Annotated in this window: 15 protein-coding genes; 10 read left to right on the top strand and 5 right to left on the bottom strand. The window is 64.6% G+C overall.

All coding sequences use genetic code 11. The features are described from left to right. Positions 1-58 precede the first annotated feature (58 nt). The 4 genes from AC4GYS_RS00710 (at position 59) to AC4GYS_RS00695 (ending at position 3,994) form a co-directional block, all read left to right on the top strand. Complete coding sequence (locus AC4GYS_RS00710; protein WP_491107202.1) at positions 59-751, top strand: tetratricopeptide repeat protein; 693 nt, start codon at positions 59-61, stop codon at positions 749-751. A gap of 28 nt (positions 752-779) precedes the next feature. Next, a complete protein-coding gene (locus AC4GYS_RS00705) occupies positions 780-2,099 on the top strand; it encodes an outer membrane protein assembly factor BamB family protein (RefSeq protein ID WP_491107201.1) in 1,320 nt (439 codons plus the stop codon). Between the two features lie 39 nt (positions 2,100-2,138). Next, entirely contained in the window at positions 2,139-3,506 is a 1,368-nt protein-coding gene (gene der / locus AC4GYS_RS00700; RefSeq protein ID WP_491107200.1) for a ribosome biogenesis GTPase Der, read from the top strand. A gap of 74 nt (positions 3,507-3,580) precedes the next feature. After that, positions 3,581-3,994: an Hpt domain-containing protein gene (locus AC4GYS_RS00695; protein ID WP_491109331.1), complete on the top strand. Its 414-nt coding sequence runs from the start codon at positions 3,581-3,583 to the stop codon at positions 3,992-3,994. Here the strand turns inward: AC4GYS_RS00695 and AC4GYS_RS00690 are convergent. From AC4GYS_RS00690 to AC4GYS_RS00670, 5 genes are all read right to left on the bottom strand, one after another. Beyond that, positions 3,991-5,235 carry a DUF418 domain-containing protein gene (locus tag AC4GYS_RS00690; protein WP_491107199.1) on the bottom strand — a complete coding sequence of 415 codons (1,245 nt, stop codon included), beginning with the start codon at positions 5,233-5,235 and terminating at the stop codon, positions 3,991-3,993. The genes AC4GYS_RS00695 and AC4GYS_RS00690 overlap by 4 nt on opposite strands. A gap of 14 nt (positions 5,236-5,249) precedes the next feature. Further along, complete coding sequence (gene bfr, locus AC4GYS_RS00685; protein WP_491107198.1) at positions 5,250-5,732, bottom strand: bacterioferritin; 483 nt, start codon at positions 5,730-5,732, stop codon at positions 5,250-5,252. A 68-nt stretch (positions 5,733-5,800) separates the two neighbouring features. After that, positions 5,801-5,998, bottom strand: coding sequence for a (2Fe-2S)-binding protein (locus AC4GYS_RS00680; RefSeq protein WP_491107197.1), 198 nt, complete (start codon positions 5,996-5,998; stop codon positions 5,801-5,803). Positions 5,999-6,146: 148 nt separating this feature from the next. After that, the gene (purL, locus tag AC4GYS_RS00675) at positions 6,147-8,387 is read right to left on the bottom strand and encodes a phosphoribosylformylglycinamidine synthase subunit PurL (protein WP_491107196.1); all 2,241 of its coding nucleotides are present in this window, start codon (positions 8,385-8,387) and stop codon (positions 6,147-6,149) included. A gap of 87 nt (positions 8,388-8,474) precedes the next feature. Next, entirely contained in the window at positions 8,475-8,867 is a 393-nt protein-coding gene (locus AC4GYS_RS00670; RefSeq protein ID WP_491107195.1) for a hypothetical protein, read from the bottom strand. Between the two features lie 123 nt (positions 8,868-8,990). Between AC4GYS_RS00670 and AC4GYS_RS00665 the strand changes: the two genes are divergently transcribed. The 6 genes from AC4GYS_RS00665 (at position 8,991) to AC4GYS_RS00640 (ending at position 14,020) form a co-directional block, all read left to right on the top strand. Beyond that, complete coding sequence (locus AC4GYS_RS00665) at positions 8,991-9,209, top strand: hypothetical protein (protein WP_491107194.1); 219 nt, start codon at positions 8,991-8,993, stop codon at positions 9,207-9,209. A gap of 119 nt (positions 9,210-9,328) precedes the next feature. Continuing rightward, positions 9,329-9,895 (top strand): DUF4350 domain-containing protein, encoded by a 567-nt coding sequence (locus tag AC4GYS_RS00660; protein WP_491107193.1) that lies wholly within the window; start codon positions 9,329-9,331, stop codon positions 9,893-9,895. 288 nt (positions 9,896-10,183) lie between these two features. Continuing rightward, positions 10,184-10,675, top strand: coding sequence for a division/cell wall cluster transcriptional repressor MraZ (locus AC4GYS_RS00655; RefSeq protein ID WP_491107192.1), 492 nt, complete (start codon positions 10,184-10,186; stop codon positions 10,673-10,675). After that, positions 10,672-11,631: a 16S rRNA (cytosine(1402)-N(4))-methyltransferase RsmH gene (gene rsmH, locus AC4GYS_RS00650; protein WP_491107191.1), complete on the top strand. Its 960-nt coding sequence runs from the start codon at positions 10,672-10,674 to the stop codon at positions 11,629-11,631. The genes AC4GYS_RS00655 and rsmH overlap by 4 nt, the downstream gene beginning before the upstream one ends. A gap of 65 nt (positions 11,632-11,696) precedes the next feature. Then, positions 11,697-12,314: a hypothetical protein gene (locus AC4GYS_RS00645; protein WP_491107190.1), complete on the top strand. Its 618-nt coding sequence runs from the start codon at positions 11,697-11,699 to the stop codon at positions 12,312-12,314. Further along, positions 12,311-14,020, top strand: a complete 1,710-nt coding sequence (locus tag AC4GYS_RS00640) for a peptidoglycan D,D-transpeptidase FtsI family protein (protein ID WP_491107189.1) — start codon at positions 12,311-12,313, stop codon at positions 14,018-14,020. Before AC4GYS_RS00645 ends, AC4GYS_RS00640 begins: the two co-directional genes overlap by 4 nt. Positions 14,021-14,024: the final 4 nt, after the last annotated feature.

Genomic DNA, 14,024 nt, shown 5'->3' with positions numbered 1-14,024 from the left:
GGCGGCGAAAGAGCGGCGCGGCTGAACACCGTTCAATGTCACTATAAGGTTGCAACTCTTGGCCCTTGCCCCCGGCGAAACCAACGAAACCTTCATTCGCGAAGTCGACGAGAACCTGCGCCGGGACCAGGCGGAGAACTTCTTCCGTCGCTATGGCGTCGTGCTGATTGCAGCGGTGGTACTGCTGCTTGCGGCGGTGGGGGGCTATCTTTGGTGGAATTCGCGCCAGCAGGCGGAAACCGCGGCGCAGAGCGAACAATTGGCGGCCGTCATTCAGGACGTGACCTCCGGCAATACACGCAATGCCGATCAGCGGCTGGCCGCGATTGCGGCCGGCGGCGGCGATTATGGTGCGCTGGCGCAGATGACGGCGGGTGCGCTCGCGCTGCAGAATGGTGACCGGGGCAAGGCTCTTGCGGCTTACAAGTCCGTCGCCGAGAACAAGGATCAGCCGGACGCAGTGCGCGCCGCGGCCCTTCTCCGGCAGACCGCGCTGGAGTTCGACTCCATGCAACCTGACGCCGTCGTCGCGCGGCTGCAGCCCTATGCGCAGCCGGGCAATCCGTGGTTCGGGAGTGCAGCGGAAATGACGGCCATGGCCATGCTCAAGCAGAACAGGCGGACGGAGGCCGGGCGCTTGTTCGGGCAGATTGCGGCGGACAAGAGCCTTCCCGGCTCGCTCCGCTCCCGCGCGGTGCAGATCGCCGGAACCTTGGGAGTGGACGCGACGGCGCAGATGCCGGGCGCGTAGGGATTTTGGAACAGAAAGCCTTTTGCTGATGAACAAGAGTATCCCGCTTGTGCTGATTGCCGCCGCGCTGGTGGCAGGGTGCAATCCATTCAAACGCGATCGTCCGAAGACTCCGGTGGTCGGCGACCGCGTGTCCGTGTTGACCCGCGATGTCGATGTGGAGGTCGACCCCGCCACCGCGTCCCAGCCGTTCTCGCTTCCCGCCGCGGTCGCGAATACCGAATGGGGACAACCGGGCGGAAATCCCGCCAAGTCGCTGGGTCATGTCGCGCTCGGTTCTGCCCTCGGCAATGCGTTCACCGTCAGCATCGGGCAGGGGACGTCGCTCGACTCCCGCCTCGCCTCGGCGCCGGTCGTTGCCGACAACAAGGTCTTCACGATCGACACCACCGCGACGGTCCGCGCTTTCGACGCGGCAAGCGGGCGGCAGCTGTGGGCCACCCAGTTCGGAACCGAGAGGGGCAACAGCGCCTCGCTGTTCGGCGGCGGCGTGGCCGTATCGGGCGGCCGGGTCTATGCCACCAACGGCATCGGCTATGCGGCTGCGCTGGATGCCGGCAATGGCGGAATAGTCTGGCAGAAGAAGATCGGCGGTCCCCTTCGCGGCGCGCCGAGCGTCGACGGCGACACGCTCTATGCGATGAGCCAGGACAATCAAATCTACTCGCTGAATGTCGCCAACGGTGAGCAGCGCTGGTCGAGCCCGGCCGCACTGGAGATCGCGGGCGTGTTCGGCACGGGCGCTCCGGCCATCGCCCAGTCCACGGTCGTCGCCGGCTTCTCTTCGGGTGAGCTTAACGCCTACCGCGCCGAAAACGGTCGCCTCGTCTGGCAGGACGCCCTGTCACGCACCTCGATCTCGACCTCGGTCGCTACGCTGTCGGACATCGACGCAAGTCCGGTCATCGACAATGGCCAGGTGTTCGCGGTCGGACAGGGCGGGCGCATGGTCGCGATCGACTTGCTGAGCGGCCAGCGGATCTGGGAACTCAACATCGCCGGCATCTCGACCCCATGGGTCGCGGGTGACTGGGTATTCGTCGTGACGGACGATGCGAAGCTGGTCGCCATCGCGCGCAACACGGGCAAGATCCGCTGGATCAACCAGTTGCCCGCCTTCCTCAATCAAAAGGCGAAGCGCGGACCGATCAGCTATGTTGGCCCGGTGCTAGCCGGGAACCGGCTCATCGTCGCCGGTTCGAACGGCGTGCTGGTCAACATCGATCCATCGAACGGCAGCTTCCAAAGTCAGACCAATGTCGGCGCGGGCATCAATGTGTCGCCGGTCGTCGCGAACTCGACCTTGTATCTGCTGGACGACCGGGGACGGCTGCACGCCTTTCGCTAGTCTCGCTTTGCCGAAGCGCTTGGGGTAGGGGCGCAGGCCATGCCCCTTCCCACCGTTGCCATCGTCGGCCGACCGAACGTCGGTAAATCGACCCTGTTCAATCGCCTGGTCGGCAAGCGCGTGGCGCTGGTCGACGATCGTCCAGGCGTGACCCGGGATCGGCGCGAGGGCGAGGGCAGGCTGCTCGGGCTCGAATTCCGCGTGATGGACACGGCCGGTTTCGAGGACGAGGATCCGCAAAGTCTGCCTGGGCGGATGCGTCGGCAAACGGAAGCGGCCGTGCGCGAGGCCGACGTCGCCCTGTTCCTGATCGACGCGCGCCAGGGGGTGACGCCGCTAGACGAGGAGATCGCCCGCTGGCTTCGCAGCGAAGACACGCCAATCATCGTCGCCGCCAATAAGGCGGAAGGCCGCACCGGCGAGCAGGGAAGGCTGGAGGCGTTCGCCTTCGGCTTTGGAGAGCCGCTCGCCATCTCCGCGGAGCATGGCGAGGGCGTAGTCGACCTGTTCGAGGCGCTGCGGCCCTTCGTCGAGCGTGACGAGGAAGAGGTCGAAGGCGAGGAAGACGCCGAAGGCGGACCGTTGAAGCTGGCGATCGTCGGACGTCCGAACGCGGGCAAGTCGACGCTGGTGAACAAGATGCTGGGCGAGGACCGGATGATCACCGGTCCGGAGGCGGGGATCACTCGCGACAGCATCAGCATGGATTGGGAATGGCAAGGCCGGGCAGTCCGGCTGGTCGACACGGCGGGGTTGCGCAAGCGGGCCAAGGTCGAGGACAAGCTTGAACGTCTGTCGGCGATGGACACGCGCCGCGCCATCGACATGGCCGAGGTCGTCGTTCTTCTGCTCGATGCGACGCGCGGTTTGGAGGCGCAGGATCTCAGGATCGCGGACCAGGTGCTCGAAGAGGGTCGGGCGCTTGTGATCGCGCTCAACAAATGGGACGTGGCCGAAGACGCGTCATCGCTGTTCAACGGCGTCAAGGCAGCGCTCGAGGAAGGACTTTCCCAGCTGAAGGGGGTGGTGGTCGTCACGGTCTCGGCAGTGACGGGCAAGGGCATCGACCAGCTGCTTGGCGCCGCTTTCGAGTTGCGCGACGCCTGGTCACACCGCGTAACCACTGGCGAACTGAACCGCTGGTTCGAGCGTGCGGTGGAACAGAACCCGCCGCCCGCGCCCGGCGGAAAGCGGATCAAGCTGCGCTACATCACTCAGGTCAAAAGCCGGCCGCCAAGTTTCGTGGTGTTCGGCACCCGTGTCGATCAGCTCCCCGAAAGCTATCGGCGATATCTGTTGAATTCCATGCGGCGCGACTTGAAACTCGGCGCGGTGCCACTGCGGATGACGATGCGTGCGCCGAAGAACCCGTTCGATCGCGACCGCGCCCTGGATCGCGACCGCTAACGCCTCCTTTACCGTTGCGCGCGTAGCAACGGGGGGTGGAGCACGGGACAGGACAAGTGCGCGAAGGCGCCGACATCGTGGATTGGGCGCACTTCGAGCGCTCTCGGGGGGAGCTGGGCCCGGGATTCATCCGGATCCTCGGCTATTTCCGTGAAGACGGGGCCAAGTCGGTTCATGCGATCGAGCAGGCCATGCACGGGCAGGACGCGACGGCGCTGGTGATCCCCGCGCACACCATCAAGGGCGAGGCGCGGCAGTTCGGGGCGGAGCCGCTCGCCGAACTTGCCGAGTTGATCGAAAGCACGGCGCGACTGTGCATTGAGACGCGGCGCTTCCCTGACGAACTGGTGCCGCAGGTGGTCGAACTTCGTCGCCTGTTCGCGCGAACGATCGACTTGTTCGACAAGGCCACCAATCCGCTTTTGAGCCGCCGGGCGACGTCAGGCTTCGGCCGCAAGGCCTCTAACCAGGATTTCGGCCGCATCTAGGTCGTCAGCGTAGGCCGCCGCATCGGCTCCAGCCGCCAGCGCGACAGGCTTCGCCACAACCATTCCATCGGACCATAACGGAATCGCTTCAGCCAGGGCTTGGACCAGGCGAGCATGACCGCCCACATGGCGATAACCACCAGCCACAGGTCAGCGCGGCTCCATGAGCCGAACTGGCCAAGGCCCCAGCCATAGAAGAACGCCGTCATCAGGATGGACGTGCCAAGATAATTCGAAAACGCGGCCCGACCCGCGGCGGCAAGCCGATCGGTCAGCCAGCCGCCGCGGCGCGTGGCAAGAATGATTAGCGCCGCATAGGCCACGACCATCAGCGGCCGGAAAGGAACGGTGCCGGTGAAGCTCCAGGCGAATAGGGAGGGGACCGAGAAGCCATCGCGGAACAGCAGCCACAACAGCGCAGCCATCGCCGGCACGGCCATCCCAAGGCAGATCAGCGCGGCTCGGCGATAGGCGCGATCGTCCCACGCCCCGGTCAGGAACCCGCTTTTGAGCCCGGCCATCCCGAGCAACATGTAGGCCAGCGTCTCGGGGCCGAACAGGACCGTCATCACCAGGGGATAGACGGTTTTCTCGGTCAGTTGATGGTGAAGCAGTTCGCTGTACGGCCCGAGATACAATGACATGGTTTCCGACAGCCGCGCTGGGGTGGGGACGCCCATGTCACGCGCAAAATTGTCCCACGCCGCGATCGCCTGTGGCGACGGGTTGGGGACGCTGGCCGCCGCGTACGCCGCATAAGCGCCAGCGGTGCTCGCGACGAACATCAGCATTTGCACGAAGATGAGGACGGCCGCCCAGATGGCCAACGACTTTACGGAGAGATGGCGGAAGAGGAGGGCCAGAAAGCCGATCAAGGCGTAACCGACCAAAATGTCGCCGAACCAGATGAAGTAAAAATGCGCCAGTCCGAACAACAGCAACCAGAACAATCGCGTTCTGGCGAGCCCGGGCTCATCATCGCCTCCGCTGCGCTGGGTTACCAGCAGCAGCGATGCCCCGAACAGAAATGAGAACAGCCCGCGCATCTTCCCGTCGATGAACAGGAAAGACAGTGCATAGGACCACAGGTCGGCAACACTTTCGGTCCCAAAGGCCTGGGGGTTGATATAAGCGGCCGGCGGCATGGCGAAGGCGACGATGTTCATCGCCAGAATGCCGAGCACCGCCACTCCGCGTACGATGTCGAGAGTGGCAATGCGCGGCGCGCGGGCCTCGTTCATCAGCCGTTTCCGGCCTAGTGCTCGCCGGCCGGTTCGCTGTGAAGCTGGACGTAGTTGGGCAGGCCCATCTGCTTGATCATGTCGAACTGGGTTTCGAGGAAGTCGACGTGACCCTCCTCGTCGCGCAGCACCTCGGCAAACAGGTCGCGGGTAGCGAAGTCGCGGACAGCTTCGCAGTGCACGATCGCCTCGCGGTACATGTTCACCGCTTCATATTCTGCTTCCAGGTCGGCGCGCAGGACTTCCTCCACATTCTCACCGATGCGCAGGCGTCCAAGGGCCTGGAAATTGGGTAGCCCATCGAGGAACAGGATGCGCTCGGCGAAACGGTCGGCATGCTTCATTTCGTCGATGGATTCGTGCCGCTCATATTCGGCGAGTTTCTTCACGCCCCAATTTTCGAGCATGCGATAATGCAGCCAATATTGATTGATTGCGGTCAACTCGGCCTTGAGCGCTTCGTTGAGCAGCTCGATGACCTTGGGATCGCCCTTCATGCTTGTGTTCCTTTCGCCGCGCCTTCTACGTCAGCCCGGCGGCAGAACGAAGCGCTAACAACTCGCAATTAGGCGGCGGCGGGGGTGGGAAGGGCGGCCTGCAGTAAACGCTCTTCCGCGATGATCTCACGCGCGAAAGGAAGGCAGGACCCGCACTTCACCTTGCAGCCGTGACGTGCATAGGCGCTGCCGACGCTGCACGCCCCTTGGCGGGCGTGGGTGCGGAGGTCGTTCTCGCGAATCGCGTTGCAGACACAAACGATCATCGAGGCGCTTGTAAGCGATAATGCGAGGCGTTCGCAAGTAGGGGTGCGTAGCTTTTCGTCTTTGCGAGCGCACCGAGGCAATCCAGCGGCCTGCACTCGCGGTGAGAACTGGATTGCCGCGTCGCTATGCTCCTCGCAACGACGAAGGTCAGGCGACCGGATGCTCTCCGCCCATCAACCTCGGGAAGAAACCCTCGTGCGCGGCGCGGAGCTGATCGAGTGCAATCGTGGCTACAACTCCGGTGTCGGCGATGCTGAAGGTCAACGACCGGCCGCCAGTTTCACCGATGACGAATGCGAGAAGGCCGTTCTCCTCTGCCTGCCTTACGATTGCCGCGCCATCGCGCGCAGTCATCAGATAGCGCCCCTGATCCTCGCCAAACATCAGTCCGGCAGTCCCGCAACCGCCGGCGTTTCCGGTCGCCGTGGCGCCGAGATTGCCAGCCAGCGCCATTTCCGCGAGGGCAACAGCCAGGCCGCCGTCGGAGACATCGTGGACTGCGGTTACCGCGCCATCGTCGATCAGCTTTCGTACGAATGCGCCGGAACGTCTCTCGACGTCGAGTTCCACGCCAGGCGGCATTCCCTCGTTTCGGCCGTGGCAGACCTTGAGCCAAAGTGACTGACCAAGCTGTCCGACCGAGCCGCCAATCACCACAATCTGCTCACCTTCTGCCTTGAACCCGATCGTTGCGCTTTTCCGCCAATCCTTCAGCAACCCCACGCCGCCGATCGCCGGCGTCGGCAGGATCGCGCTGCCCCCGCCGGTCGCCTTGCTCTCATTGTACAGTGACACGTTTCCGCTCACGATCGGGAAGTCGAGGGCGCGGCAGGCGTCGGCCATGCCTCCGAGGCAGCCGGTGATCTGGGCCATGATCTCGGGCCGCTGCGGGTTGCCGAAGTTGAGGCAGTTGGTGATGGCGAGCGGCGTCGCGCCGACCGCGCAGAGGTTGCGGTAGGCTTCGGCGACCGCCTGCTTTCCGCCCTCATAGGGGTCGGCATAGCAATAGCGCGGGGTGCAGTCGGTGGTGATCGCCAGCGCCTTGTCGGTGCCGTGCACCCGCACCACCGCCGCGTCGCCGCCGGCTCGCTGGACGGTGTCGCCGCCGACCTGCTGATCGTACTGCTCGAAAATCCAGCGCCGGCTGGCGAGGTGAGGTGAGGCCATGAGCTTGAGAAGGTCCGCGGCGATGTCGGTGCTCTCCGGCACCTGGTCGAGCGGCTTGACTTGCGCCCACGTCTTGTATTCCTCGCGGCTGAGGTGCGGGCGGTCGTAGAGCGGCGCCTCGTCGGCGAGGGGCCCAAGCGGAATGTCGGCGACCTTCTCGCCCTGCCATATCAGCTCCATGCGGCCGGTGTCGGTGACCTCGCCGATCACCGCGAAGTCGAGCTCCCACTTTTTGAAGATCGCCTCCGCCTCGGCCTCGCGGCCGGGCTTCAGGACCATCAGCATGCGCTCCTGGCTTTCGGAGAGCATCATCTCGTAAGGCGTCATGCCCTCTTCGCGCTGAGGGACATTGTCCATCACCAGCTTGATGCCCACGCCGCCCTTGCTCGCCATCTCGACCGAGGAGGAGGTGAGGCCGGCCGCGCCCATGTCCTGGATGGCGACGATCGCGTCGGAGGCCATCAGTTCGAGGCAGGCCTCGATCAGTAGCTTTTCGGTAAAGGGATCGCCGACCTGGACGGTGGGGCGCTTCTCCTCGCTGTCCTCCCCGAAGTCGGCGCTGGCCATGGTCGCCCCATGAATGCCGTCGCGACCGGTCTTGGAACCGACGTAGACGACCGGGTTCCCGATGCCGGCCGCGGCCGAGTAGAATATTTTGTCTTGGCGCGCGACACCGACCGTCATTGCATTGACGAGAATGTTGCCGTTGTAGGCGGGATCGAAGTTGGTTTCGCCGCCCACGGTCGGCACGCCGACGCAGTTGCCGTAGCCGCCAATGCCGGACACCACGCCGCTGATGAGGTGGCGCATCTTGGGGTGTTCGGGATCGCCGAAGCGCAGCGCGTTCATGTTGGCGACCGGCCGCGCGCCCATGGTGAAGACGTCACGCAGGATGCCACCGACGCCCGTCGCCGCGCCCTGATAGGGCTCGATATACGAGGGGTGGTTGTGGCTCTCCATCTTGAAGATCGCGGCGTCCCCGTCGCCGATGTCGATCACACCCGCATTCTCGCCCGGCCCGCAGATCACCCACGGCGCCTGCGTCGGTAGCTTCTTCAAGTGAATGCGCGAGGATTTGTAGGAGCAATGCTCCGACCACATCACCGAAAAAATGCCGAGTTCGATCAGGTTCGGCTCGCGCCCGAGGGCATGGAACAGTCGCTGATACTCGTCTTCGGACAGGCCGTGTTCGGCAACGACTTGGGGCGTGATGTCGGACATGGGCCGCGCCTTAGCCGGAGCGGCACACAAAGAAAAACCCCCGGTCGCGCGGACCGGGGGTGAAGAAATCCGATTGTTCCTTGACTGCTAGCCGCGGCGGCAGCTTTGGCTCGACTTGCCGGGAAGCGCGATGGTGACGCTGCTGTCGGTAGCAAGACCGCTGACGCTGTATCCGCCCTCGGCAGTGAATGGCGGCTTGCCATCGGCGCCCGGCTTCAGCGGGGTCGAAGCGGCATTCTTCTCGGTCCGGACATTGGCGCCCGAATCCTCGGCCAGCCAATCGATATAGACCAGGCTGTTGTCCTTGCAGCGATAGGAATGGGAAGCGGCGATCGGCTTGGGCAACTCCACGGGCGCGGCGTTGGCAAGCTCGTTCGCCATGGGATCAGGGGCATTGAACTCCAGCGTTTCGGGTTGGCTGTCGCAGCCGGCTAGCGCGGCGGCGGCGAACAGTGCGATCGCAAGGGGGGTGCGGTTCATGGGCGCGCCTTTTGCGGTTGACGGGCGCGCCGTCAACGCCTGATCGGCAAACGGACTTGCATCGAGCGGCAAGGGGTATAGGCTGGCTCCTTTCCGGGGGGTGGGAAGAAACGTTTGAATTCCATGCAGCGCATCCGGATCGGCTTGACCGGCCTGGCCTTTGTATTCCTGCTGGTATTGCTAGGCACCGCAATCAGCCGCAGCAGCGACGATCCTGCAACCAACCAGCCGGGCAGCGGCGTGAACGCGGCCGAGCCAAACGAGCCGCTTGCCGAACTGGGCGTGGCTCCGGGCCAGGATGCGCAGAACGACGGCAACGCCCAAGGCAACATGGCCCAGTGAGAAGCGTGTTGGCAGGGGCGCTGGCACTGTCCCTGCTCGGCTGCGAAGCGGCCGGTGAGGGCAACAGGGCAGGGCCGTCGGCTGCCCCAATGACGCTCCATGTCATCACCGGGCTTCCGTTGTTCTTCGCGGAAGGGTTCACCCTGAACGCGGACAAGAACCCGGTCATCGCGCGGCTCGAACAAGATTTCAGGGTGGTTGCTGTGGATGGCCCCGAGCAACTGCCGGCAGGCGGTTTGCTGCTGGCGGCCCAACCGCGCGCCATGACCGCCAGCCGCCTGGTCGCGCTTGATCGCTGGGTGCGGGAAGGAGGTCGGTTGCTGCTGTTGGCCGACCCCTGGCTGACCTGGCCCAGTGAACTGCCGCTCGGCACGCCCGGACGCCCGCCAGTGGAGTTCGCCGATACGGGATTGCTCACCCGCTGGGGACTGTCGCTGGAACGCGACGACACGCCTGAAATGGAGGCCATCGACATGCAACTCGGCGGCAGACTTATCGACGTGTATCAAGGCGGACGCCTCGAAAGCAACGGCTCGTGCAGCGTACAGGCGGACCAAGCCGTCGCGCGATGCCGCATCGGAAAAGGAAGCGCGGTGGTGGTCGCCGATGCCGATTTCCTCCGTTCGCCGGATGGGGCCGGCGCCGACGCGCTGGTGCAAGAACTCCACGCTCTTTCCCCGCGCTGATACAGGCGCAGCGAGTCGGCTGCACACAGGGTTATCCACAGGTTACGAAATGCTTCACGCGGCAGGCGGGGGAGCACTGCTGTGCTCGAAAGTCCGCACTATTCCGCCATTTTCCATGTTTGACCACGAAATCCCATGAAATCCCATTGTGTCCCATCTCGACCCGCGTTACACACATGCTTAGCGCGGGGCTGACCCATCAATGGGAAAAGCAAGCGTCGGGCACGGTGACCCCGTGCATCCGGCGAACAGGGGTGTCTGGCCTCGCGCGGCGGGAGTGTGTGCGCGGTGGCATTGGAGCATCTGTTTCAGGGCAGTGCGCTTAACGCGGTAGATGCGAAGGGTCGCGTCTCCGTTCCCGCGTTCCTGCGCTCGGTGATCGAGCGCCGCGGCGATGCCCGCACCATCGTTCTTGCAAAGCACAGTCAGTTCGCCTGCCTCGACGCTTATGATCCCGCCTACGCGGCGTTGAAGCATGCCAAGCTGGAACGCCTGCTCGAAAAGCAGGAAGCGGATGACGCCGCGCAGCTGGTCTATCAGCAGCGCAATCTGATGGCCTTCGCCGCCACGGAGGAAGTGCCGTACGACAGCTCCGGGCGCGTGCTGTTGCCGCCGATGATGCGGCGGAAGGGCGGCATCGGGGAGCTGGCGCTGTTTCTCGGAACCGGCGAGACGTTCCAGATCTGGAACCCGCAGACGCTGCTTAGTGACAAGAACATCCCGGAGGATCTCAAGGACATCTGCCGTTACCGGCTCGAAGAGCGGGGGATCAGCGCATGACGGCTGTCCCCACCCCCGTTCAGGCCCACCTGCCGGTATTGGTCGATGAAGTCGTCGCGGCGCTCGCCATTGTTCCGGGCGAAACGCATGTGGACGGCACGTTCGGAGCAGGCGGCTACACGCGCGCCATGCTCGGGGCGGGGGCGGGACGAGTGATCGGTTTCGATCGCGATCCGGATGCGATCGCGAACGGACCGGCGCTCGTCCCGGACGCCCGACTGACCCTGATTCAGGAACGCTTCTCCCAGATGGACCGGGTGCTGGCCGAGCGGGGCCTGGCGCCGGTCGACGGCATCACGCTCGACATCGGCGTGTCCTCGATGCAGCTCGACCAGCCGGCGCGTGGCTTTTCCTTTCGAGAGGACGGGCCGTTGGACATGCGGATGAGCCAAGCGGGCGAAAGTGCCGCCGACTTTCTGAACAATACTGAAGAATCCGAGATCGCGCGCGTAATCCGCGACTATGGCGAAGAGCCACGCGCGCGAACAATTGCCCGGGCCATTGTCGCTGCGCGGCCGCTGACCCGTACTTCCGAGCTGGCGGCGCTGGTCCGCAAGACCCTTGGGCACCACCCGGGCATGAAGACCGATCCGGCCACCCGGACTTTTCAGGCGATCCGGATCCACCTCAATGCCGAACTGGAAGAGTTGGAGCAGGGACTGCGTGCGGCAGAGCGGGCGCTTCGGCCCGGCGGACGACTGGCCGTGGTGACCTTTCACAGCCTGGAAGACCGAATCGTGAAGCGCTTCCTGAAGGACCGCAGCGGCGCCACACCCGGCGGTTCGCGGCACCGCCCGGTCGCGGCGCCGGGTCCAAGCCCCAGTTTCACCCAAGTTGCCAAGCCGGTCGGTGCTTCCGAAGACGAGCTGGCCCGTAACCCGCGGGCGCGTTCTGCCCGCTTGCGCAGCGCCGTCCGTACCGACGCGCCTGCGTGGAACCAGGAGAAGGCGGCATGATCGCGCGTGGTTTTCGCTCGGTCGGTTGGGTCGCGGGCATCGCTGCGACCGCACTCGGTTGCTACATGGTCAACCTGAAGGTCGCCTCCGAGCGCGCCGCCTTGGAGGATGTGGAAACCCGCATCGTACTCGCCCAGCGCGACATCCGGCTGCTGCAGACTGAAATCGGGACGCGCGGCCGGCTCGAGCAGCTGGAAAAGTGGAACGTGAAGGTTCTCGCCCTGTCGGCGCCCCAGGCCAATCAGTTCCTGGAGGGCAGCTTCCAACTCGCCACGCTAATGCGGCCCGACAAAAAGGTGGATCCGGAAGCGCCGATCGTGCTCGCCGCCGCTCCTGCGGCCGAGCCTAAGGGACCGGTGATCGACAGTGACGGCCAATCGCCGCAGCCGATCGCAGCTCGGCCGGCCGACCTGATGCACGTGGCCAGCCTGAAAGTTCGTGAGCCGACCGCAATAGTGACCGCCAAACCGGTGCCCAAGTCGAGCAAGCCCGAGGCGGCACCGGTCGAAGCCAAGAAAAAAGCTGTGGAAAAACCCGCCAAGGCACCCGCGCCGAGTGCTGCCAGCGCTGGTAAGCCTGCTAAGCAAAAGACAGAATCGGTGGAAGTTGCGGAGGCCAAGCCGAAGCCGAAGCCCGCAACCGCCGCCAAGACGAAAGCCAGGGAAGCCCAAACCAAACAATGAACGCGCCGACGCCCGCTCTCGTCGCCCGGCCCGAGCGGCTCCGCTTGATGGGACAGCGGCGGCAGATTTTGGCCGTCATGCACCAGCGGCTGATGTTTGGCATGCTGCTTTACGCCGGCGTCGTCGCGGTGATCGTCCTTCGCCTGATGTATCTGGCGGCGTTCGGCGACCACGCGGGCCGCAAGACGACGGTGACGGCGCTGGTTCCGGAGCGGGGGGATATCGTCGATCGCGATGGCAAGCCGCTGGCTCGGACCATCGACGCGTGGACCATCGCGCTGCACCCGGCCAAGATCATCGGCAACAAGCTCGACCTGTCGCGTAAGCTGGCAAGCCTGATGCCGGAACGGGACGAGGCAGCCTGGATGGAGCTGCTCCGTTCCGACAAGACCTTCATCTATCTTCGCCGCCGGGCCTCACCGCGGCTGGTTGAGGCGGTGAACGCCCTCGGAGAGCCCGGCCTGGCATTGAGCCGTGAACCCGATCGCCTTTATCCGCAGACCGACCTCGCCGCCCATGTGCTCGGCTTCACCGACATCGACGGTCATGGTGCCGCGGGAATGGAGCGGGCTTTCGACGAACAGCTGTCGGGGGCTGAGACCCGGAACGAGCCGCTCGTGCTGTCGATCTCCAGCGGGGTGCAGCAGGCGCTGGAGCACGAACTCCTGTCGGCCAAGACGACCTTCTCCGCGATTGGCGCGGCCGGGATCATCATGGACATCCACACCGGCGAGATCCTGGCCATGACCTCGCTGCCGCAGCTCAACCCCAACATCGCCGGCAACATGGATCCGGAAGCCCGGTTCAACCGCGCGACCCTGGGCGTGTGGGAGCTGGGGTCGACCTTCAAGCCGTTCACCGTGGCGATGGCGCTGGACACTGGCGATGTGAAGTCGATGGGGCAAATGTATCCCTGCCCGGGTTCGCTGAACGTCTACAAGCGCAGCATTTCGGATACCCACCCGTTCAACCGGGCCTGTTCGGTGGCGGAGATCATGCAGGAAAGCTCCAACGTCGGAACGGCCCAGATCGCAGCTCAGGTCGGGCCGACCCGGCAGAAGCAGTTCCTCGAGAAAATGGGTTTCCTGGAGTCCGTGCCGGTGGAACTCCGGGAAAAAGGCCGGCCGCTCAGCCCGCGCGGCGCATGGACACCGCTCGATACGATGGTGATCGGCTTCGGCCACAGCCTGGCGGTCAGCCCGCTCCATTTGGCGAGCGGCTATGCGACCCTGTACAACGGCGGATTGTATCGCCCGCCCACCCTGCTCAAGGTCGGTCCGAAGCATCCCGTCGGCAAGGCGCGCCGGGTGTTCAGCGAGGACACCAGTTACAAGATGCGCTCGCTGTTGCGCGTGGTGGTGACCAACGGCACGGGTCGCAAGGCTGACGCGCCCGGCTATCGCATTGGTGGCAAGACGGGAACGGCAGAGAAGATTGTCGGCGGACGCTATTCCAAATCCGGCGTGGTGGTGACCAGCTTCGCCGGCGTTTTCCCAATGGACGAGCCGCGCTATGCGATGGTGGTGATGCTCGACGAACCCAAGGCGACTGCGGAAACGTTCGGCTTTCGTACGGCCGGTTGGAACGCGGCTCCCATGTTTGGTAAGATCGTCAGCCGCATTGCCCCCATGTTGGGCGTTCGGCCCGACCTCAAGCGTGAACCCAATATGCAGGAAGTCCTGCCCTACATTCGCGAGAAGAAGTAATTAC

This window comes from Sphingomonas sp. SP1 (assembly GCF_058313395.1).
Note: the sequence above shows the minus strand (reverse complement) of the source record. Positions and strands in the feature narration are given on the sequence as shown.

Coding starts and splice junctions, on each gene's coding strand:
- AC4GYS_RS00645 (WP_491107190.1), top strand. CDS start 11,697: ATGGTCAACCTGAAGGTCGCCTCCGAGCGCGCCGCCTTGGAGGATGTG.
- AC4GYS_RS00640 (WP_491107189.1), top strand. CDS start 12,311: ATGAACGCGCCGACGCCCGCTCTCGTCGCCCGGCCCGAGCGGCTCCGC.
- AC4GYS_RS00670 (WP_491107195.1), bottom strand. CDS start 8,867: ATGAACCGCACCCCCCTTGCGATCGCACTGTTCGCCGCCGCCGCGCTA.
- purL (WP_491107196.1), bottom strand. CDS start 8,387: ATGTCCGACATCACGCCCCAAGTCGTTGCCGAACACGGCCTGTCCGAA.
- AC4GYS_RS00690 (WP_491107199.1), bottom strand. CDS start 5,235: ATGAACGAGGCCCGCGCGCCGCGCATTGCCACTCTCGACATCGTACGC.
- rsmH (WP_491107191.1), top strand. CDS start 10,672: ATGACGGCTGTCCCCACCCCCGTTCAGGCCCACCTGCCGGTATTGGTC.
- bfr (WP_491107198.1), bottom strand. CDS start 5,732: ATGAAGGGCGATCCCAAGGTCATCGAGCTGCTCAACGAAGCGCTCAAG.
- der (WP_491107200.1), top strand. CDS start 2,139: ATGCCCCTTCCCACCGTTGCCATCGTCGGCCGACCGAACGTCGGTAAA.
- AC4GYS_RS00665 (WP_491107194.1), top strand. CDS start 8,991: ATGCAGCGCATCCGGATCGGCTTGACCGGCCTGGCCTTTGTATTCCTG.
- AC4GYS_RS00680 (WP_491107197.1), bottom strand. CDS start 5,998: ATGATCGTTTGTGTCTGCAACGCGATTCGCGAGAACGACCTCCGCACC.
- AC4GYS_RS00705 (WP_491107201.1), top strand. CDS start 780: ATGAACAAGAGTATCCCGCTTGTGCTGATTGCCGCCGCGCTGGTGGCA.